Below are 19,979 nucleotides of genomic sequence, written 5' to 3' on the forward strand. Positions count from 1 at the left end.
CCTTACCAGCTTGACTTTGTGACGCCCGGGATCAGGCCCTTATTGGCCAGATCACGCAGTTGAATACGGCACAGCCGGAATTTGCGGTAATAAGCACGGGGGCGACCCGTTGTTTCACAACGGTTACGAACACGATGTGGATTTCCGTTACGGGGAATTTCCGCCATCTTCAGACGCGCAATCAAACGTTCGCTTTCGTCGAGCGATTCATTCTTCGCCATCGCCTTCAGCTTCGCATAACGACCGGCATATTTCTTTGCCAGCTTCTTGCGACGCTCATTCTTGTTTATGGAGCTCAGTTTAGCCATTATGCAGCCGCCTTTTCTTCAGCTTCTTCTACAGGGAAAGGGAAGCCGAACAGCTTAAGCAGTTCGCGCGCTTCGTCGTCCGTGTTTGCCGAAGTCGTTACGATAACATCCATGCCGCGCACCGTATCAATGGCGTCATAGCTGATTTCAGGGAAGATGATCTGTTCTTTCAGGCCCATGGCAAAATTGCCACGACCGTCAAAGCTCTTCGGGTTCAGGCCGCGGAAGTCGCGAATACGCGGCATTGCGATGGTCACCAGACGGTCGAGGAATTCGTACATCTGGGCGCCACGCAGCGTAACCTTCACGCCGATTGGCATGCCTTCACGCAGCTTGAAGCCGGCAATCGACTTCTTCGCCTTGGTGATGACGGGCTTCTGACCTGCAATCAATTCCATTTCGGCAAGAGCGGTCGTAACCTTTTTCTTGTCCTGCGAACCTTCGCCCACACCCATGTTGAGCGTGATCTTTTCGATTTTAGGCACAGCAAAGCGGTTGGTGTAACCGAATTTTTCGGTCAGACCCTTGACGACGGTGTCGTCATAACGCTGCTTCATGCGCGGAGTGTATTTTGTATCAGCCACTGATCGTCTCCCCGGACTTCACGGCCACGCGGACCTTTTTGCCGTCCTTGGTTTCAACGCGAACGCGCGTTGCTTTGCCTGTTTTAGGGTCGGCCAATGCAACATTCGAAATGTGCAAAGGAGCTTCAAAACGGTCGAGACCGCCCTGAGGGTTGGCTTGGCTAGCTTTGCGGTGACGCACGGCAACATTGACGCCGGATACGACGACCTTGCTGTCCTTTGGCATCACGGCGGTTACTTCGCCCGACTTGCCCTTGTCCTTACCGGCGAGCACGACAACCGTGTCACCCTTTTTGATTTTTGCGAGAGCCATTGTTATAGCACCTCCGGTGCCAAGCTGATGATTTTCATGTGGTTCTTGGCACGCAATTCGCGAACAACCGGTCCGAAAATACGGGTGCCAATCGGCTCCTTGTTGTTGCCGATCAAGACAGCAGCGTTGGAGTCGAAACGAATGACCGAGCCATCGGCGCGGCGGATGTCTTTGCGGGTGCGAACGATGACGGCCTTGTGCACGTCGCCCTTCTTCACCTTGCCACGTGGCGCGGCTTCCTTGATCGACACCACGATGATGTCACCAACGCCGGCAACGCGACGCTTGGAACCGCCCAGCACCTTGATGCATTGGACGCGCTTTGCACCGCTGTTGTCTGCGACATCGAGATTGGATTGCATCTGAATCATGGGATCAATCCTCCGTCGTTGCAGCAGCGACCGGAGCAGCGGCAGCGTCAGCTACCAAGCGCCAGGTCTTGTTCTTGGAAATCGGCGCGCATTCTTCGATGCGGACGACTTGGCCTTCCTTGACGACATTGTTTTCGTCATGGGCATGATATTTCTTCGTGCGACGGATGATCTTGCCGTAAAGCGGGTGCTTCACCTTGCGTTCGACGAGAACGACAATGGTCTTGTCATTCTTGCCGGAGACCACTGTCCCTGTGAGAATACGTTTTGGCATCGGTTAGCTCCTTATGCCGTTGCTTTTGCAGCAGCGGCTTGACGCTCGCCTTGCAAAGTTTTGATGCGGGCGATGTCACGACGCACTTCACGGACGCGGGCCGGCTTTTCCATCTGGCCGGTGGCCGATTGGAAACGCAGGTTGAACGCTTCGCGCTTCAGTTCGCCGAGTTGAACGGCGAGCTGGTCGTCTGTCTTGACGCGCAGATCTTCAGTCTTGCTCATCTTATGATGCTCCCAGATGCGAGGTGTCGCCGAGACGAGCCACGACCTTGGTCTTGATTGGCAGTTTCATCGCAGCACGCTGGAAAGCGACAGCCGCGATCGGGCCAGGAACGCCGTCCAGTTCAAACATGATGCGGCCGGGCTTGACCTTGGCGGCCCAATATTCGACCGAACCCTTGCCCTTACCCTGACGGACTTCGGCAGGCTTCTTCGTGACCGGAACGTCCGGGAAGATGCGGATCCACAAACGTCCCTGACGCTTGATGTGACGCGTAATCGCACGGCGAGCCGCTTCGATCTGGCGTGCGGTAATCCGCTCGGGTTCCAGTGCCTTCAGGCCGTATGAGCCGAAGTTCAGGTCCGAACCGCCCTTGGCTTCGCCCTTGATGCGGCCCTTGAACTGTTTGCGGAACTTGGTTTTCTTTGGTTGCAGCATGTCTAGTTCCTAAACTCAGCGGCGATCGGACTGCGGACGGACGCCGGAAGTCTGCGCTTCCATCATCAGCCGGTCGGTTGCCATCGGGTCATGACCCAGGATTTCGCCTTTGAAGATCCAGCACTTGATGCCGATGATGCCATAAGCAGTCAGTGCTTCGGCTTCGGCATAGTCAATGTTGGCACGAAGTGTGTGTGCAGGTACGCGACCTTCGCGGTACGATTCAACGCGGGCAATTTCTGCACCGCCCAAACGACCGCCGCAGGTAATCTTGATACCCTCTGCACCCAAACGCATTGCAGACTGCATCGCGCGCTTCATGGCACGACGGAAAGCGATACGGCGGATCAACTGATCAGCGATACCTTGTGCAACAAGCTTCGCGTCGACTTCCGGCTTGCGGATTTCAACGATGTTCAGCGAAACATCGGCGCTGGTGAACTGGTTGATCTGCTTTTTCAGCTTCTCAATGTCCGCACCCTTCTTGCCGATGATCACACCGGGACGGGCAGCATAGATCGATACGCGGCAATTTTTTGCCGGACGCTCGATCACAACCTTTGAAATCGCAGCCTGGGGCAGGGTTTCAAAGATGAACTTGCGGATCTTGATATCTTCCAGAAGCATACGGCCATAGTCCGCACCTTCGGCGTACCAGCGGCTGTCCCAAGTCCGGTTGATTTGCAGGCGAAGCCCGATAGGATTTGATTTTTGACCCATGACTTACGCCTCTTCTTGGGCTTCGCGTACAACGATACGCAAGCGGCTGAATGGTTTGATAATCCGGCTCGATTTGCCACGACCGCGGGCCATGAAACGCTTCATGGTCAACGCCTTGCCAACACTCGCTTCGGCAACAAAAAGGCTGTCGACATCAAGATTGTGGTTATTTTCGGCGTTGGCAATTGCGGATGCCAGGACTTTACGAACGTCAGGCGCCATGCCCTTGGTCGAGAAAGTCAGGATGTTGAGCGCGTCTTCAGCCTTTTTGCCACGGATCAACGCAGCAACCAGATTCAGCTTCTGCGCCGAACCACGGATGGTGGTGCCAACAGCCAAAGCTTCATTGTCAGCGACGCGACGGGGTGCGGATGCCTTGCCCATTAGCGTTTGCCCTTCTTGTCTGCGCCATGGCCGTGATAGGTACGCGTAGGAGCGAACTCACCCAGCTTGTGGCCAACCATGTCTTCATTCACCGAAACGGGAATGAATTTGTGGCCGTTATAGACGCTGAACGTCAGGCCAACGAATTGTGGCAGGATTGTCGAACGACGCGACCATGTCTTGATGGGCGCAGCCTTCGAGGCTTCCTGAGCGGTTTCTGCTTTTTTCAGCAGATAGAGGTCAACAAACGGACCTTTCCAGACGGAACGAGACATGAGTTACCTCTTCTTCTTAGCATGCCGTGACCGGATGATCATCCGGTCGGTCGACTTGTTGCTGCGGGTACGAGCACCCTTGGTTGGCTTGCCCCAAGGCGTAACCGGATGACGGCCACCCGAGGTACGGCCTTCACCACCACCATGCGGGTGATCGACAGGGTTCTTTGCAACACCACGGGTCAGCGGGCGAATACCGCGCCAGCGGTTGCGGCCGGCCTTGGCGAGCGTTGTGTTCGAATTGTCAGGGTTCGAAACAGCGCCGACGGTGCCCATGCAGGTTCCGAGGATGTACCGCTGTTCACCCGAATTCAAACGGACGATAACGCGTCCGCCATCACGACCGACGAGCTGCACATAGGTGCCTGCCGAACGGGCGATCTGACCGCCCTTGCCGGGCTTCATTTCGATATTGTGGCAGATGGTGCCAACCGGCATCTGGCTCAGCAACATGGCGTTGCCGGGCTTTACGTCGGTCTTTTCACCGGCAACAACGCTGTCGCCAACGGCGAGGCGCTGCGGCGCGAGGATGTAGGCGAGTTCGCCGTCTTCATACTTCACCAAAGCGATAAACGCGGAACGGTTGGGGTCATATTCCAGACGCTCGACCGTTGCAGGCATATCCCATTTGCGACGCTTGAAGTCGATCAAACGATATTTCTGTTTGTGACCGCCACCGATACCACGCGAGGTGACATGGCCCTTATTGTTCCGGCCGCCAGTTTTGCTCTTGCCTTCGGTAAGCGCCTTGACGGGCTTACCTTTAAAGAGGCTCGAACGATCAACGAGCACAAGGCCGCGACGGGCGGGGCTAGTTGGTTTGTAGCTTTTGAGTGCCATTATCCTGCCCTTAAATTCCGGTGGTCACGTCGATGCTCTGGCCTTCGGCCAAAGTGACGATCGCTTTTTTGACATCCGAACGCGTGTAGGGCTTGCCCTTCCAGCGCTTGGTCTTGCCTTTTTGCACCAGCGTGTTGACGTTCAGAACCTTCACGTCGAACAAGGCTTCGACTGCTGCCTTGATCTGCGGCTTGGTCGAATTGCCGTTCACCTTGAAAACAACCGCGTTGTTTTCAGACAGCAATGTCGCCTTTTCGGTGATGTGCGGGGCAACGATCACGTCGTAATGACGCACGTCGATTGCTTCTTTAGACTTGGCCATTAGTTGGCACCTCCCGTAAGAGCGAACCGCGCTTCGAGCTTTTCAACCGCAGAGCGAGTCAAAACCAGCGTCTCATGCTTCAAAATGTCATACACATTCGCGCCAACAGCAGGCATCACGTTGATGCCGACCAGATTGGCCGAAGCCATGCGGAAATTGTCATTGACGGTATCACCATCGATGACCAGCGTTGTCTTGCCGAAACCGAGCTTGCCAACCTGACCCTTGAGCGCAGCGGTCTTGGCTGCCTTTAGATCCAGATCTTCCAGAACGATCAATGTGCCGGCCTTGGCTTTGCTCGAAAGCGCCATTTTGAGGCCGAGGCTGCGGATCTTCTTGTTCAGCGACGGGTTGAAGTCACGCAAACGGGCACCATGGGCCTTACCACCACCGATGAAGATCGGCGCAGCGCGGTCACCGTGACGGGCAGTACCGCCACCCTTCTGGTTGCCGAATTTCTTGCCGGTGCGGGCAACGTCCGAACGCTCACGCGTTGGGCGGGCCGTACCGCGAGCCTTTTCACGCTGCCATGTAACGACGCGATGCAGAATGTCGGCGCGCGGTTCCAGACCGAACACATCGTCATTCAGATCAATGTCGCCCTTGGCTTTGGCGGAGCCGGAGTCATTTAGGGTTTGAACCTTGAGCTTCATGGCTTAGCCCTCCTTCTTTTCTTCGCCGGCATCGGCAGCAGGTGCTTCATCAGCAGCAGCTTCGACAGCGGGAGCAGCTTCAGCGGCAGGCGCTTCAGCTTCTACAGCGGGAGTGTCGGCAACAACTTCTTCGGTGGCGACGATGACTTCTTCTTCAACGACCGGAGCGTCGTTATCGCCCTTCAGTGCGCCAGGAAAAGGTGCTTCGGCAGGAACCGGGTGCTTCACCGCGTCACGTACCATCAACCAGCCATTTTTCGCGCCGGGAACAGAACCCTTCACAAAAATAAGGCCGCGCGCCACGTCGGTGCGGACAACCTCAAGATTTTGCTGGGTACGTTGACGGTCGCCCATGTGGCCGGCCATCTTTTTATTCTTGAAAACCTTACCTGGATCCTGACGTTGGCCAGTCGAACCATGAGCACGGTGAGTGATCGACACGCCGTGCGATGCACGCATACCACCGAAACCCCAACGCTTCATGGCGCCGGCAAAGCCCTTACCCTGCGTATGGCCAGTGATGTCGACCAACTGGCCATCAACAAAATGGTCGGCTGAAAGAGCAGCGCCAACAGGCAGAAGGCCATCGGCATTTTCAACGCGGAATTCGGCAACGCGAGCCTTTGGCTCGACCTGTGCCTTGGCAAATTCGCCACGCTGCGGTTTGTTTACATTTTTCGCTTTACGGGCTCCGGCACCAAGACGAACGGCAAAATAGCCATCCTTTTCCTGACTGCGGGCTCCAACCACTTGGCAGCCTTCCAGCGCCAAAACGGTCACAGGTACGTGACGGCCATCTTCATTGAAGAGGCGCATCATACCCATCTTTTTCGCGATCACGCCAGTGCGCATGATCCATACTCCAACTTAAGTCAGAGGCCCGGCTGGCAGGATTGCCAGGAGGGCGTGACGCCTAAATCCAGCCCTGAATTTAAAAGCATGCCCCGTCCGGGCTAGGCACCGATGGTTCAACATGAGAACCAATCGGTAAGACGGGGAACGCGGCCCGGACAACATTATTCCGAAGAACAACATCCGGCGGTATTCCTATGTCCTCAGGGCCGAAGCCCCAATTCTTTGCGCTTGGCTTTACGCCAGCTTAATTTCAACGTTCACGCCAGCGGCAAGATCAAGCTTCATCAAAGCATCAACCGTTTGCGGCGTAGGTTGCACAATGTCGAGCAACCTTTTGTACGTGCGAACTTCAAACTGTTCACGCGACTTTTTATCGACGTGCGGCCCACGGTTCACCGTGAATTTTTCGATACGGGTAGGAAGTGGAATTGGTCCACGGATCAGCGCGCCGGTGCGGCGTGCGGTGTCTGCGATATCGCCCGTCGCCTGATCGAGGACGCGATGGTCAAATGCTTTCAGGCGGATGCGAATATTCTGCGTTTCCATGGGTTCACCAAATTCCAAATTCTATCAATATCAAAGAGCCGAAAAACAGCATGTCCGACTTGCCTTTTGGAAGCCGGATAAGCTGTTTTGAATGTCTAAAAACCGCGCATCCCGGTCTTTGGCCGAATCAACGACTCAGGCGGGATGCGCGGCCTATATTACTTCGTGATGGTGCTGACAACCCCTGAACCGACGGTGCGGCCACCTTCGCGAATTGCGAAGCGGAGACCCGGGTCCATAGCGATTGGAGCAATCAACTTCACAGCGATCGTCACGTTGTCGCCTGGCATAACCATTTCAGTGCCTTCAGGAAGGATCACTTCGCCGGTTACGTCAGTTGTACGGAAGTAGAACTGTGGACGATAGTTTGCGAAGAATGGCGTGTGACGGCCGCCTTCGTCCTTCGAAAGAACATAGATTTCTGCCGAGAACTCCGTGTGCGGCGTAACCGAACCGGGTTTGCAGAGAACTTGGCCACGCTCAACTTCTTCACGGCCTACGCCACGAACAAGTGCACCGATGTTATCGCCCGCACGACCTTCGTCGAGCAGCTTGCGGAACATTTCAACGCCGGTAACGGTCGTTTTCTTGGTGTCCTTGATGCCGACGATTTCAACTTCTTCGCCAACCTTGACGATGCCGGTTTCAACGCGACCGGTCACAACCGTACCACGGCCAGAGATCGAGAACACGTCTTCGACTGGCATCAGGAATGGCTTGTCGATTGGACGCTCTGGCTGAGGAATGGCTTCATCAACAGCGGCCATCAATGCAAGAACCGATTCCTTACCGATGTTGTCGTCGCGGCCTTCGAGGGCAGCAAGCGCCGAACCACGAACGATTGGAATATCGTCGCCAGGGAAATCATATTTCGAGAGAAGCTCGCGGATTTCCATTTCAACCAGTTCGAGAATTTCTTCATCGTCAACCTGGTCGACCTTGTTCATGTAAACGACAAGTGCGGGAACGCCAACCTGACGTGCAAGCAGGATGTGCTCGCGAGTCTGTGGCATCGGGCCGTCTGCAGCGTTCACAACGAGGATCGCGCCGTCCATCTGCGCCGCACCGGTGATCATGTTCTTAACATAGTCAGCGTGGCCTGGGCAGTCGACGTGCGCATAGTGGCGGCCAGCGGTTTCATATTCGACGTGCGCTGTCGAAATGGTGATGCCGCGCTCGCGCTCTTCCGGTGCCTTGTCAATGTTGGCGAAATCAACAGCGGTACCGCCATAAGTTTCAGCCATAATCTTGGTGATAGCTGCAGTCAGCGTGGTTTTGCCATGGTCAACGTGACCGATGGTGCCGATGTTGCAATGCGGTTTCGTCCGCTCAAATTTAGCCTTTGCCATTTTATCAAACCTTCTTTCGATTAGGTAATATATTGATCAGTTGGGACGACGCCTGCTGAATCAGGCGCCGCCCTTAATCCGCTTTTGCCTATCAGGCAAGCTTCTCCTTGATTTCCGCTGCAACGTTCGATGGAACTTCATCATAATGATCGAAGAACATCGAATAATTGGCACGCCCTTGTGTGAACGAGCGGAGCTGGTTTACATAGCCAAACATGTTGGCCAGCGGCACCATCGACTCTACAACTTGAGCATTACCGCGGCTGTCCGTGCCTTGGATTTGGCCCCGACGCGAGTTCATGTCGCCAATCACGTCGCCCAGATATTCTTCCGGAGAGACAACTTCAACCTTCATGATCGGTTCAAGTAATTTGATGCCTGCTTTTTGCGCCGCTTCACGCATACCGGCGCGACCGGCAATTTCGAATGCCAAAGCCGACGAGTCGACGTCATGGTAAGCGCCATCATACAGGATGATTTCAAAATCGATGATCGGGAAGCCGATAAGCGAACCTGATTCGGCGGTCTCGCGCATGCCCTTTTCAACCGAAGGGATATATTCTTTCGGAATATTACCGCCCTTGACGTCGTCCTTGAAAGTAATGCCCGACCCACGTTCGCCCGGTTTTACGGTGAACTTGATGCGGCCGAACTGACCTGAACCACCCGACTGCTTCTTGTGGGTGTAATCAATGTCGACTTCGCGGGCGAGATATTCGCGATACGCCACCTGCGGCGCACCCACATTGGCTTCAACCTTGAATTCACGGCGCATACGGTCAACGATGATGTCGAGGTGAAGCTCGCCCATCCCCTTGATGATCGTCTGGCCCGATTCATGGTCGGTCGAAACGCGGAAAGAAGGATCTTCAGCCGACAGACGGTTGAGCGCAATGCCCATCTTTTCCTGGTCAGCCTTGGTCTTTGGTTCCACCGACAATTCGATAACCGGATCCGGGAATTCCATCCGCTCAAGGATGATCGGGAAACGTTCCGCGCACAGCGTATCGCCAGTCGTTGTTTCTTTCATGCCGGCAAGCGCGATAATGTCGCCTGCAAATGCCTCGTCAACGTCCTTACGTTCGTTAGCGTGCATTTCGAGCATACGTCCGACTTTTTCTTTCTTGTCCTTGACCGAGTTCAGATATGTGCCCTTGACCAGCGAACCTGAATAGATGCGGATAAAGGTAAGCGAGCCCACAAACGGGTCATTCATAACCTTGAACGCAAGCGCCGAGAACGGGGCATCGTCAGCAGGCGGACGGCTGTCTGGTTCCAGCGTGTCCATGTGGACACCCTGCACGTCTTCGATGTCGAGTGGCGAAGGCAGATAATCCACCACCGCGTCGAGCAAAGGCTGAACACCCTTGTTCTTGAACGCAGAGCCACAGCATACAGGCACAAAAGACTGGTTCAGCGTACCCTTGCGGATCAACGCCTTCAGCGTTGCAACGTCAGGCTCATTCCCTTCAAGATAGGCTTCCATAGCGTCATCGTCTTGTTCGACAGCAAGCTCGATCAGGTCGCTCCGGTATTTTGCCGCTTCGGCAGCCAGATCAGCCGGAATATCTTCGTAGAAGAAATCGGCGCCCAGGCTTTCATCTTTCCAGATGATAGCGCGGTTGTTGACCAGATCGACAAGACCCTTCAAATCCGCCTCAAGACCGATTGGAATATACAGCACCGCAGGTTTCGCACCCAGACGGTCAATGATCGACTGCACGCAATATTTGAAGTTCGCGCCGGTCCGGTCGAGCTTGTTGATGAAGCACATGCGCGGAACGCCGTATTTGTCGGCCTGACGCCATACGGTTTCCGATTGCGGCTCAACGCCGGCTACGCCGTCAAAGCATGCAACCGCACCATCGAGCACGCGCAGCGAACGTTCAACTTCAATCGTGAAGTCAACGTGGCCGGGGGTGTCGATGATGTTGATCCGGTGATCGTTCCAAAAGCAAGTCGTTGCAGCCGACGTGATAGTGATACCACGTTCCTGTTCTTGCTCCATCCAATCCATAGTGGCCGCGCCATCATGGACTTCACCGATCTTGTACGACTTGCCGGTGTAAAAAAGGATACGCTCGGTGGTCGTGGTCTTACCGGCGTCGATGTGCGCCATAATACCGATATTACGATACATATTCAGTGGATGGCTGCGTGCCATGATCGTTACTCCGAAGTGTGGACCGCCAATACGGTCCTGTTTAGGTTACCAGCGGTAATGTGCGAATGCACGGTTGGCTTCGGCCATACGGTGCGTATCTTCCCGTTTTTTGACAGCGTTGCCACGATTTGACGCAGCATCCATCAACTCACCGGAAAGACGGGCAGCCATGGTCGTTTCGCTGCGGTTACGTGCCGCGCCAATCAACCAGCGGATAGCCAAAGCCTGCGCGCGTTCGGGACGAACTTCGCAAGGCACCTGATAAGTCGCACCACCAACGCGGCGGCTGCGGACTTCGATACCGGGCTTTACGTTGTCCAGCGCTTCATGGAAGGTTTGCAGCGGATCTTTCTTCGCGCGGGCTTCAACGGTTTCCAGGGCACCATAAACGATACGCTCTGCTGCGGACTTCTTACCGTCCAGCATCAGGTTGTTCATGAATTTCGAAAGCACGATATCACCGAATTTGGGATCGGGAAGGATGATGCGCTTTTCGGGACGACGACGACGTGACATATTAAATTTCCTTTATCTGTTTGAACCTTATGGCTGCGCCAAAGCGCGCCAAACCGGTCCGCCAATGGGAAGCGGTTCGAATTACTTCGGACGCTTTGCACCATATTTGGAACGCGATTGCTTGCGGTCCTTGACACCCTGCGTATCGAGTACGCCGCGAAGAACGTGGTAACGCACGCCAGGAAGATCGCGAACGCGTCCGCCACGGATCAGCACAACGCTATGTTCTTGCAGGTTGTGGCCTTCGCCAGGGATATAGGAAATAACCTCGCGCTGGTTGGTCAGACGGATCTTCGCAACTTTACGCAAAGCCGAGTTCGGCTTTTTAGGGGTTGTCGTATAAACGCGGGTGCAAACGCCGCGCTTCTGTGGATTTTGGTCCATCGCAGGGACCTTGGACTTGGTCTTCTGCGGTGTCCGGCCCTTGCGGACCAGTTGGTTAATCGTTGGCATATCTTCACCTTAAAAAAAGCGGTTACTTTACACGTCAAGGCGTTGTTGCGGTGGAGGCGCAGCCTTTATTCCACCCGACCTGACACATAATGTGCGAGCTATATTGATTTTTCACGACGCATTCGGGAATCATCCCCAATCCGCCCGCGAAGGCGCGCCATTAGCGCCGGATTGATTTTGGGTCAAGGTTCAACAAAATAATAACGGAGGCACCCCGCAATTCTCAAATTTCCCGCTCACCCAGAACCGCTTCTTCAACCCGTATCCGCCACCACAGCAGCGCCGCATTCAGAACCGAAAATGTAATCGCCATCGCCGGCGCGCCAAGCAACAGGGGCAGCAGAGCGATTTCCACAACAACCAGCGCATAATTCGGATGCTTGATAAACCGGTAAGGCCCCTTTTTTACACGCGGAAAATGCGGCGCGCTTATGATACGGGTGGTCCACCACCGGCCGATACTCGCCAAGGTCCAGAAACGAAACGTCTGGCTGGCGATAAAGGCGTTGAGAAGGAACAGGCTGGGCTGGGTTTCCGGAACTGCAAAGAGCGCGATCGATATCAACCATCCGCTGTGCAGCACGATAAACAGAGGATAATGCCGCTCTCCATGTTCCTGTCCCCCTTCGGACAACAGGCGGCGGGTGTTGGCATTGGCATAGACAAGCTCCGCCAGCCGTTGAACGACGACATAGGCAAACACGATCTGCGCCCATAATGGCCAATCGAGCAAAGTCATGGCCTCAAAACCCCCATCGCGCCAACAAATCCAGGGCCAAGCGCGGTCAATAGCATCGGTCTGGATATCGGCCCTTTCGCCAATATCCGTTCGAGAACGAACAGGACGGTCGGCGAACTCATATTGCCATGATCGCGCAGAATCACGCGCGTTTCGGTCAGATCATCGCCGACATAGTCCGCCAATGCATCAACGACGCGGCCTCCGCCGGGATGACAGGCCGATTCCGACATTTCGGATTTGTCCAACCCCTGCCCGGCAAGAAACGCATCGCAGGAAGGTGCAAAATGGCTGTTCACAAATTGCGGAATATTGCGCGAAAGCACCAGATCAAAGCCTGTATCGCCAATTTCCCACCCCATCATGTCAAGCGTATCCGGCCAGATATGACTCGCAAAAGCCGATATTTCGGGCCCCGCTCCATCGCCAATCACGACAGCGGCACAGCCATCCGCAAATAAAGCCAGCGCCACCATGTCCTTTTTGTCCATCCGGCTATGGTCATAGGCGATGCTGCACAATTCCAGGCTGACGAGCAAAACCGGCTTATCAGGCGATGCGCGATACAGGTCGGCCGCCACGCCAAGTCCGATAACGCCGCCCGCGCAGCCATAGCCAAATAGGGGCACACATCGCGTATCAGGCGCAAAGCCCATCGTCGCAATCATTCGGCTCGGCAGGCTGGGCGTCATTGTTCCGGTGGTCGACACAAACACAATCTGGCCGATCTCCGCAGCGGTAACACCCGCCTTTTCAAGCGCCCGTGTCGTGGCCGTCTGAAACATTTGCGAGGCCGTTTCCTGATAGACACGGGCGCGGTCCGGCCATGATCTTTCGGAAAAATAATATTCCGGCGGCATCGCAATATGCCGTTGCATGATGCCGGTATTAGCAAGAATATCGGCCAAACGCGGCGGCAAATTCTTGCCTTTGGCTTGGGCAAGAATTTCCAGAACTTGTTTCTGGGTAATCGGATGTGCAGGCAAGGCCGTGCCAACGGCACGTAAACGGGGGGGGAGAGACATCATAAGTTCCAAATGTTACACAGGCCGGGGGCAAAGAGCCAGCAATCATATAGCAACAAAAGAGATAAACATAGTCTTACAATGTATGTGATTGTAAGGTTGGGACTTTTGGAAATGAATGAGGGAAGTGCGCGACTTCCCCCTCTCCACTGCGTCTAATGGCTAAAGCCATAAGACTGCGTACCTCTCCCCTAAAGGAGAGAGGGATATAGCGCCTGACCTCTCCCCTTCAGGGGAGAGGATACGGAGCCTTGGCCGCAAGGCCTAGGCGCAGTTGGAGAGGGGAATGACGGTGGGTGACGGGTTTGTGTTGATGGAGCGGGTGAGTTGGCGCGCCTTACTCCCCTTCCGCACGCGGAAGGGGCTGGGGGAGGGTGAGACGGCGACGTTGAAGGCGTGCCTTACGGCCCGCCCCCTCCCCTAACCTCTCCCGCTTGCGGGAGGGGGATTTCTACCTTTTGTTTTCCTAACCCGACACCCGCCCCCATGGCCCCTTGATCGCCAGCGTCATTGCCGGTTCATACAGGTTTACGAACAACGTCGTTCCATCGGGAGAAAAGCAGCCGCCAGCGAATTCCGTCTGGATGCGGCTTTTGGCAATCATATAGGTTTGGCCCTTGCCATTCACCCCGCGCAGATGATTGGCGGAAATGTCGGTATATTGGTCTTCGCACACCAACAGATGTCCATTGGGCATCACCGCCAAATTATCGCCATAATTGTAAAAGGCCGGATCGGTTGATTCCATATAAAGGTCGATCAAACCCGGCGCATCGTTTTCATTGGCGGTGCCTTCGTTGACCGACGGAACATAGCGGAAAATCTGTCCATATTTAGCCGCCCCGCCATTGGTGCAGGCAAAAAACAGCTCCCCCTTGCCCCAGAAAATCCCTTCACCACGCGCAAACAGGGCTGCGCCCTTGGCGGCACCTTGTTTGCGCAAATCATCATTCGGGCTTTCCGGATCGGACAATGGCACCCACCGCACTTTATACTTCCTGCCCTTGCCAACCTGTACCTCGGCCCAGTTGCGCGAATCTGTGATTTCGGCTTCGACAAAGGCCAGCGCCTCCAGCCGTCCGCCTTTCGCATAATCGCCCTTTTGGTTGGGCAAAAACCGGTACAACAGCCCATCGCCGCGATCTTCGGTCAGATAGGCGATGCCCGTGCGGGGGTCGACGCACGCGGCCTCATGGTTGAAACGGCCCATATCCTTGAGTGGAACGGGATCGACGAGGCCCCTGGTCCGGGGCGACACTTCAAAAACATAGCCATGATCCTTGCCCACGCCCTTTCCGGCACGGGTCACATTTTCTTCGCAGCTCAGCCAACTGCCCCATGGCGTGATGCCGCCCGAACAATTGCGGATCGTGCCCGACAGGCTGAGCCACTCGGCCTCTCGCTGGCCGGTTTTCATATCGTAGACCAAGGTCGTTGTGCCACCCGGCAGGGGTCGGGATTTATCATCGGCCATTCTGTCATAGGTTAAAAGATCCGGCGGAACCATACCCGTAAATGGACCGGAGCCATATTCGTCGACGCTCAATTCATGGTTGCGGACCAGCGCGACTTTGCCATTCCCCATATCAATGGCCCCCATGCCGTCGGCGGCGTTGGGCACCAGAAAACCGTCATCCATGATATTGCCCAGCCGCGATATAACCCGATAGTCAAACCCCTTGGGCAGATCGATCAGATTATCGGGATCAGGCACCAATGGCCCATAGCCTGTAACCTCGTTCATTCCGGCGACCGGAGCCTGCGCGATCAAGCGGGCGGCAAGACCGGCAAAAGCAATGCTGCCAAGACCAAATCCCAATTGGCGGCGGGTGAAGTTCATGGGGTACTCCTTCGACTTATTGGACGGACTGCACCGGAAAGATGACAATGCCGTTTCACCTTGATAGAGCGCAGGCAAATCAATCTAAAGGCTTTTTTCCCGATGACCGTTCGTACCCGCGTTGCGCCCTCCCCCACCGGTGATCCCCATGTCGGCACAGCCTATATCGCACTGATAAATTATTGCTTTGCCAAAAAGCATGGCGGGGAATTTCTGCTGCGTATCGAGGATACCGATCAGGCGCGTTCAACTCCGCAATCGGAAAAGATGATCCTGGATTCGCTGCGCTGGCTGGGCCTGAGCTGGGATGAAGGCCCCGATGTCGGCGGTCCGCACGGACCCTATCGCCAATCGGAACGCAGCGCGATCTACACTGAACATTGCGACCGGCTGCTGGCCGACGGCCATGCGTTCAAATGCTATTGCACATCGGAAAAGCTGACCGCGATGCGGCGGCACCAGATCGCGGCCAAGCAGCCGCCGAAATATGACGGCACCTGCCTGTCGCTGACCGATGCCGACCGCGCCAAGCTGGATGCCGAAGGCGTCAGCCATGTTGTCCGCATGAAAATCCCGACGGAAGGGAAATGCGTCGTGCAGGATACGCTGCGCGGCGAAATCGAATTTGAATATGCCGTCGTCGATATGCAGGTCCTGATGAAATCGGACGGCTTGCCGACCTACCATCTGGCCAATGTCGTCGACGACCATTTGATGGGCATCACCCATGTGATGCGCGGCGAAGAATGGATATCGTCGGCGCCCAAGCATCTGCTGCTCTTTCAATATTTTGGTTGGGAACCGCCGGTGCTGACGCACCTTCCCCTATTGCGCAATGCCGACAAGTCGAAACTGTCGAAGCGCAAGAACCCGACGTCGATCCTGTTTTACCAGCGCGCCGGTTATTTGCCGCAGGCGATGCAGAATTTTCTTGGCCTGTTCATCAAGAGCGCGAGCGAAGAGGACGAAAAAACCAGTCTGCACGAACTGATCGACGGTTTCGATGTCCACAATATCTCGCTTGGCGGGCCAGTGTTCGACACGTCCAAGCTGGACTGGCTCAATGGCCGCTATCTGCGCGAAGAACTGGATGTGGGCCAGTTTCTCGACGCGGTGAAGGCGTGGGCACTGAACGACGCCTATCTGACGCCGATTGCCGAAATGGCGCAGGCGCGGATCACCAAATTATCGGATCTGGGAAGCCTGACGGGCATGTTCTTCATGAACCGTATCGACGGCCTGACCGCCGACGCCTTGCGCGATGGCGTGAAGATTGACCAAGATCAGCAGCGCGCGGCCTATACGCTGGCGCTGCAGCAGTTTGACGGCCTGATCGAATGGAACAAGGAAGGCGTCGAAGCCACCTTGCGCCGCACCGCCGAAGTGCTGGAAACCAAGCTGAAGGATGTGATCCGGCCAATGTATATCGCCATCACCGGCCAACCGCAGGGCGTGCCGCTGTTCGATGCCATCGTCCATCTGGGCCGCGACATCATCCGCGAACGCCTGCGCCACGCGATGGAACTTTTGGGTCCGGCGAGCAAGAAAGAGGTCGAGGCCTGGGCTGAGTTGCTTCTGAAGTCAGCGTCGGAATGATGTAAAAGAGTTGGGAGAAGGGGAGAGCCGGTTTTGTGAAGACAGATCTTGCAAACATTGAGGCGTTGATTCAGTTGACCTTCAACCTGGGTTTGGAAATTCATAGGGATGTCGGGCCGGGTTTGATTGAATCCGTCTATGAAAGTTGTGCAATGTTCAAAGACGGCATGCAGCGTATCGGAAACGACCGGCATTGATGACCCATATCACGCCCTCCCCTTCTCCCGTCTCTTTTACAAGATTTAGCCGAGCTATATCCCATGCCTGACATCCATCTCCATGAAAGCTGGAAAGCGCCGCTTTTGCCCGAATTTTCTTCGGACTATATGGCGGCGCTCCGGCAGTTTCTCGTCGCCGAAAAGGCAGCGGGCAAGACCATCTACCCCGAACGCAGCGAATGTTTCCGCGCGCTGGACCTCACCCCGCTCGACAAGGTGCGGGTGGTCATCCTTGGGCAGGATCCCTATCATGGCCCGGATCAGGCGCATGGCCTGTGTTTCAGTGTGAAGCCCGGTGTCCGCACGCCGCCCAGCCTGTTGAACATCTATAAGGAACTGGAAAGCGATCTGGGCCTGCCCCGGCCAGAGCACGGCTTTCTGGAACATTGGGCGCAGCAGGGTGTGTTGCTGCTGAACAGTGTCCTGACCGTCGAAATGGCAAAGGCCGCATCGCACAGCCAAAAGGGGTGGGAGCGTTTTACCGACGCGGTCATCCGGTTGGTCAATGCCAAGCCCGACCCGGTCGTGTTCCTCCTGTGGGGCAGCTATGCGCAGAAAAAAGCGGCCTTTGTCGACAGTTCGCTGCATCTTGTTCTAAAGGCCGCGCATCCTTCGCCTTTGTCGGCCTATAACGGCTTTCTGGGGTGCCGCCATTTTTCGCAAACCAATGCCTTTTTGGAAAAGCACGGACACCCCCCCATAGACTGGAGCCTGCCTGATGTCCTTTGATGACCAGCCGCACCGGCGGTTCAACCCGCTGAACGGGCAATGGGTGCTCGTCTCCCCGCACCGCGCCAAACGGCCCTGGCAAGGGCAGCAGGATGAGCCAGACAATAGCGTGCGCCCTGCCTATGACGCCGGATGCTATCTGTGCCCCGGCAATGAACGTGTCGGCGGCGTCGCCAATCCGGACTATGCCGATGTGTTTGTGTTCGACAATGACTTTGCGGCGCTGATGCCGGGTGAGGATGCGGCGGTCGATGGCGGAAGTTCGCTGTTTCAGGCGGCGCCCGCCAACGGGACTTGTCGTGTCATCTGCTTCTCGCCCGATCATGGCAAAAGCCTGCCGGAGCTGGACGTGACCGCGATCCGCCGCGTCGTGGACGTCTGGGCCGCGCAAGAGGAGGAACTGGCGAAAACGCATGCCTATGTGCAGATTTTCGAAAATAAGGGCGCGATGATGGGCTGCTCAAGCCCGCATCCCCATGGCCAGGTCTGGGCGACCAATTATGTTCCTGCCGAGCCGAATCAGGAAAATAATACGCAAAAACAGTGGTTTAGTCAGCACGGGGCATCGATGCTGCTGGCCTACGCCGAGGCCGAACGCGCCGACGGCAGCCGCACCGTCGCCGCCAACGCCCATTGGCTGGCGGTCGTCCCCTACTGGGCAAGCTGGCCCTACGAGGTCCTCCTCCTCCCCCTTTTTGCCGCTCCAAGCTTCAGCCGAGTCAACAACGAACAACGCGATGCCCTTGCCGACATCCTGAAAGCCATCACCACAGCCTATGACAATCTGTTCCAGACCAGCTTCCCCTATTCCATGGGCTGGCATGGTGCCCCGTCGGCGGAACGGTATGCAGCCCATTGGCAACTGCACGCCCATTTCTACCCGCCGCTTCTCCGCTCGGCCAGCGTCCGCAAATTCATGGTCGGCTATGAAATGCTCGCCGAAGCGCAACGCGATCTGACCCCCGAAACGGCAGCAGCGCATCTGCGCGCCCAAAGCCTTGTCCATTACCGGAGCGTAGCATGACCCCCGCCGACACCGCCCTGCGCCAACGCGTAACCTCTGCCTTCGAAACGCAATTTAGCACACAACCCGCTTATATTGTGCGCGCTCCGGGCAGGGTCAATCTGATCGGGGAGCATACCGATTATAATGACGGCTTCGTCCTGCCCTGCGCCATTGGCCCGTCGACTATGGTCGCCGCCAGCGCCCGCACCGACGCAACTGTGAATGTCGTTGCCGCTGATTTCGGCAATGCGACCGACAGTTTTACGCTGGATCAAATCGCCTCCGCTGAACAAGGCTGGGCCAATTATGTTCGCGGCATGGTTGACGCCCTGAAAAAGGCCGGTTTTACGCTGTCCGGCGCCGACCTTGCCATAGCCGGCAATTTGCCCAAAGGCGCTGGCCTGTCATCCTCGGCGTCGCTGGAGGTCGCAGTGGGGCAGGCCATGCTTGCGCTGACCGGTACGTCGGTCGACCGCACCCGTCTTGCCCAGATTGCCCAAGCAGCGGAGTGTGATTTTGTCGGCACCCAATGCGGTATCATGGACCAGCTGATATCGGCACAGGGCAAGGCCGGGAATGCGGTATTGATCGACTGCCGATCACTCGCCCTGACGGATGCACCCATTCCCGACAATATGGCGATAATGATCGTCCATTCCGGCGTTACCCGCGGCTTGGTCGAGGGGCATTATAATGAGCGCCGCCGTCAATGCGAAGCAGCTGCAAAGGCAATGGGAGTAGTAGCCTTGCGTGATGCCGACATAAATCTGCTGAACGCGACACCGCTGGACCCAGTTACCCGCGCACGCGCCCGTCACGTGATTGGCGAGAACCAGCGAACACTTGATGCAACCGTGGCACTCGCCAACGGCGACCTTGTGACACTTGGCGTTTTAATGGCCCAAAGCCATGCGTCGATGCGCGACGATTTTGAAATCACTGTCCCTGCTATCGACCAGCTTGTCGCAATATTGCAAACAGCAATAGGGCCAAAAGGTGGCGCCCGGATGACCGGCGGAGGCTTTGGGGGTGCATGCGTCGCGATGCTGGAAACTGACCAGGTTAATCATGTGCGCGCTGCCGTAGAACAGGGATATCGAACACCCGATGGCAACCCCGCGCTCATACTCATCGAACGCCCCGGCCCCGGTGTTGCAATTTTACGTTAAATAATGCGTCATGCGCCCCGCTTTGGATTGACATCGGCAATCGAAAGCCGCTAAGCGCGCCGCCTACCCC

The 19,979-nt window shown here is 56.1% G+C and carries 27 protein-coding genes; 5 read left to right on the plus strand and 22 right to left on the minus strand.

Annotation, left to right across the window (positions count from 1 at the left end; all coding sequences use genetic code 11):
- Positions 1–2: 2 nt before the first annotated feature.
- From rpsN to ACKVOS_RS12735, 22 genes are all read right to left on the minus strand, one after another.
- On the minus strand, positions 3–308 hold the full coding sequence (rpsN, locus tag ACKVOS_RS12630; protein WP_160354572.1) for a 30S ribosomal protein S14: 306 nt from the start codon (positions 306–308) through the stop codon (positions 3–5).
- Positions 308–892: a 50S ribosomal protein L5 gene (rplE, locus tag ACKVOS_RS12635; protein WP_409212352.1), complete on the minus strand. Its 585-nt coding sequence runs from the start codon at positions 890–892 to the stop codon at positions 308–310. Before rplE ends, rpsN begins: the two co-directional genes overlap by 1 nt.
- Positions 885–1,205: a 50S ribosomal protein L24 gene (gene rplX / locus ACKVOS_RS12640; RefSeq protein WP_409212353.1), complete on the minus strand. Its 321-nt coding sequence runs from the start codon at positions 1,203–1,205 to the stop codon at positions 885–887. Before rplX ends, rplE begins: the two co-directional genes overlap by 8 nt.
- Positions 1,206–1,207: 2 nt before the next feature.
- Positions 1,208–1,576, minus strand: coding sequence for a 50S ribosomal protein L14 (rplN, locus tag ACKVOS_RS12645; protein WP_125229589.1), 369 nt, complete (start codon positions 1,574–1,576; stop codon positions 1,208–1,210).
- A gap of 4 nt (positions 1,577–1,580) precedes the next feature.
- Positions 1,581–1,850 (minus strand): 30S ribosomal protein S17, encoded by a 270-nt coding sequence (gene rpsQ, locus ACKVOS_RS12650; protein WP_409212354.1) that lies wholly within the window; start codon positions 1,848–1,850, stop codon positions 1,581–1,583.
- Positions 1,851–1,861: 11 nt separating this feature from the next.
- Complete coding sequence (rpmC, locus tag ACKVOS_RS12655; protein WP_160354570.1) at positions 1,862–2,074, minus strand: 50S ribosomal protein L29; 213 nt, start codon at positions 2,072–2,074, stop codon at positions 1,862–1,864.
- A 1-nt stretch (position 2,075) separates the two neighbouring features.
- The gene (gene rplP / locus ACKVOS_RS12660) at positions 2,076–2,510 is read right to left on the minus strand and encodes a 50S ribosomal protein L16 (RefSeq protein ID WP_158902175.1); all 435 of its coding nucleotides are present in this window, start codon (positions 2,508–2,510) and stop codon (positions 2,076–2,078) included.
- A 15-nt stretch (positions 2,511–2,525) separates the two neighbouring features.
- Positions 2,526–3,230, minus strand: coding sequence for a 30S ribosomal protein S3 (gene rpsC / locus ACKVOS_RS12665; protein WP_409212355.1), 705 nt, complete (start codon positions 3,228–3,230; stop codon positions 2,526–2,528).
- 3 nt (positions 3,231–3,233) lie between these two features.
- Positions 3,234–3,614 carry a 50S ribosomal protein L22 gene (gene rplV / locus ACKVOS_RS12670; RefSeq protein ID WP_409212356.1) on the minus strand — a complete coding sequence of 127 codons (381 nt, stop codon included), beginning with the start codon at positions 3,612–3,614 and terminating at the stop codon, positions 3,234–3,236.
- The gene (gene rpsS, locus ACKVOS_RS12675) at positions 3,614–3,889 is read right to left on the minus strand and encodes a 30S ribosomal protein S19 (protein ID WP_295442689.1); all 276 of its coding nucleotides are present in this window, start codon (positions 3,887–3,889) and stop codon (positions 3,614–3,616) included. The genes rplV and rpsS overlap by 1 nt, the downstream gene beginning before the upstream one ends.
- A gap of 3 nt (positions 3,890–3,892) precedes the next feature.
- Positions 3,893–4,729, minus strand: coding sequence for a 50S ribosomal protein L2 (rplB, locus tag ACKVOS_RS12680; protein WP_409212357.1), 837 nt, complete (start codon positions 4,727–4,729; stop codon positions 3,893–3,895).
- A 10-nt stretch (positions 4,730–4,739) separates the two neighbouring features.
- Positions 4,740–5,051 carry a 50S ribosomal protein L23 gene (locus ACKVOS_RS12685; RefSeq protein WP_143776731.1) on the minus strand — a complete coding sequence of 104 codons (312 nt, stop codon included), beginning with the start codon at positions 5,049–5,051 and terminating at the stop codon, positions 4,740–4,742.
- Positions 5,051–5,704 carry a 50S ribosomal protein L4 gene (rplD, locus tag ACKVOS_RS12690; protein WP_409212358.1) on the minus strand — a complete coding sequence of 218 codons (654 nt, stop codon included), beginning with the start codon at positions 5,702–5,704 and terminating at the stop codon, positions 5,051–5,053. The genes ACKVOS_RS12685 and rplD overlap by 1 nt, the downstream gene beginning before the upstream one ends.
- A 3-nt stretch (positions 5,705–5,707) precedes the next feature.
- On the minus strand, positions 5,708–6,556 hold the full coding sequence (rplC, locus tag ACKVOS_RS12695; protein WP_409212359.1) for a 50S ribosomal protein L3: 849 nt from the start codon (positions 6,554–6,556) through the stop codon (positions 5,708–5,710).
- A 237-nt stretch (positions 6,557–6,793) separates the two neighbouring features.
- Positions 6,794–7,105 carry a 30S ribosomal protein S10 gene (rpsJ, locus tag ACKVOS_RS12700; RefSeq protein ID WP_022672862.1) on the minus strand — a complete coding sequence of 104 codons (312 nt, stop codon included), beginning with the start codon at positions 7,103–7,105 and terminating at the stop codon, positions 6,794–6,796.
- Positions 7,106–7,263: 158 nt separating this feature from the next.
- Complete coding sequence (tuf, locus tag ACKVOS_RS12705) at positions 7,264–8,454, minus strand: elongation factor Tu (RefSeq protein WP_183941966.1); 1,191 nt, start codon at positions 8,452–8,454, stop codon at positions 7,264–7,266.
- A 91-nt stretch (positions 8,455–8,545) separates the two neighbouring features.
- A complete protein-coding gene (gene fusA, locus ACKVOS_RS12710; RefSeq protein WP_409212360.1) occupies positions 8,546–10,618 on the minus strand; it encodes an elongation factor G in 2,073 nt (690 codons plus the stop codon).
- Between the two features lie 45 nt (positions 10,619–10,663).
- Entirely contained in the window at positions 10,664–11,134 is a 471-nt protein-coding gene (gene rpsG, locus ACKVOS_RS12715) for a 30S ribosomal protein S7 (protein ID WP_143776736.1), read from the minus strand.
- An 81-nt stretch (positions 11,135–11,215) separates the two neighbouring features.
- Complete coding sequence (rpsL, locus tag ACKVOS_RS12720) at positions 11,216–11,587, minus strand: 30S ribosomal protein S12 (RefSeq protein WP_143776737.1); 372 nt, start codon at positions 11,585–11,587, stop codon at positions 11,216–11,218.
- 223 nt (positions 11,588–11,810) lie between these two features.
- Positions 11,811–12,326: an isoprenylcysteine carboxyl methyltransferase family protein gene (locus ACKVOS_RS12725; protein ID WP_409212361.1), complete on the minus strand. Its 516-nt coding sequence runs from the start codon at positions 12,324–12,326 to the stop codon at positions 11,811–11,813.
- Complete coding sequence (locus tag ACKVOS_RS12730) at positions 12,323–13,354, minus strand: type III polyketide synthase (protein ID WP_409212362.1); 1,032 nt, start codon at positions 13,352–13,354, stop codon at positions 12,323–12,325. The genes ACKVOS_RS12725 and ACKVOS_RS12730 overlap by 4 nt, the downstream gene beginning before the upstream one ends.
- Before the next feature lie 463 nt (positions 13,355–13,817).
- The gene (locus ACKVOS_RS12735; protein WP_409212363.1) at positions 13,818–15,191 is read right to left on the minus strand and encodes an alkaline phosphatase PhoX; all 1,374 of its coding nucleotides are present in this window, start codon (positions 15,189–15,191) and stop codon (positions 13,818–13,820) included.
- A gap of 102 nt (positions 15,192–15,293) precedes the next feature.
- Between ACKVOS_RS12735 and gltX the strand changes: the two genes are divergently transcribed.
- The 5 genes from gltX to galK all read left to right on the plus strand — a co-directional run bounded on the left by gltX (position 15,294) and on the right by galK (position 19,909).
- The gene (gene gltX, locus ACKVOS_RS12740; protein WP_409212364.1) at positions 15,294–16,787 is read left to right on the plus strand and encodes a glutamate--tRNA ligase; all 1,494 of its coding nucleotides are present in this window, start codon (positions 15,294–15,296) and stop codon (positions 16,785–16,787) included.
- Between the two features lie 35 nt (positions 16,788–16,822).
- Positions 16,823–16,984: a hypothetical protein gene (locus ACKVOS_RS12745; RefSeq protein ID WP_409212365.1), complete on the plus strand. Its 162-nt coding sequence runs from the start codon at positions 16,823–16,825 to the stop codon at positions 16,982–16,984.
- 63 nt (positions 16,985–17,047) lie between these two features.
- Positions 17,048–17,734 (plus strand): uracil-DNA glycosylase, encoded by a 687-nt coding sequence (gene ung, locus ACKVOS_RS12750; protein ID WP_409212366.1) that lies wholly within the window; start codon positions 17,048–17,050, stop codon positions 17,732–17,734.
- Positions 17,724–18,758 carry a UDP-glucose--hexose-1-phosphate uridylyltransferase gene (locus tag ACKVOS_RS12755; RefSeq protein ID WP_409212367.1) on the plus strand — a complete coding sequence of 345 codons (1,035 nt, stop codon included), beginning with the start codon at positions 17,724–17,726 and terminating at the stop codon, positions 18,756–18,758. The genes ung and ACKVOS_RS12755 overlap by 11 nt, the downstream gene beginning before the upstream one ends.
- Positions 18,755–19,909 (plus strand): galactokinase, encoded by a 1,155-nt coding sequence (gene galK / locus ACKVOS_RS12760; protein ID WP_409212368.1) that lies wholly within the window; start codon positions 18,755–18,757, stop codon positions 19,907–19,909. Before ACKVOS_RS12755 ends, galK begins: the two co-directional genes overlap by 4 nt.
- The last annotated feature ends 70 nt before the right edge of the window (positions 19,910–19,979 follow it).

Source organism: Sphingorhabdus sp., assembly GCF_046154385.1.
Lineage (GTDB): Bacteria > Pseudomonadota > Alphaproteobacteria > Sphingomonadales > Sphingomonadaceae > Sphingorhabdus_B.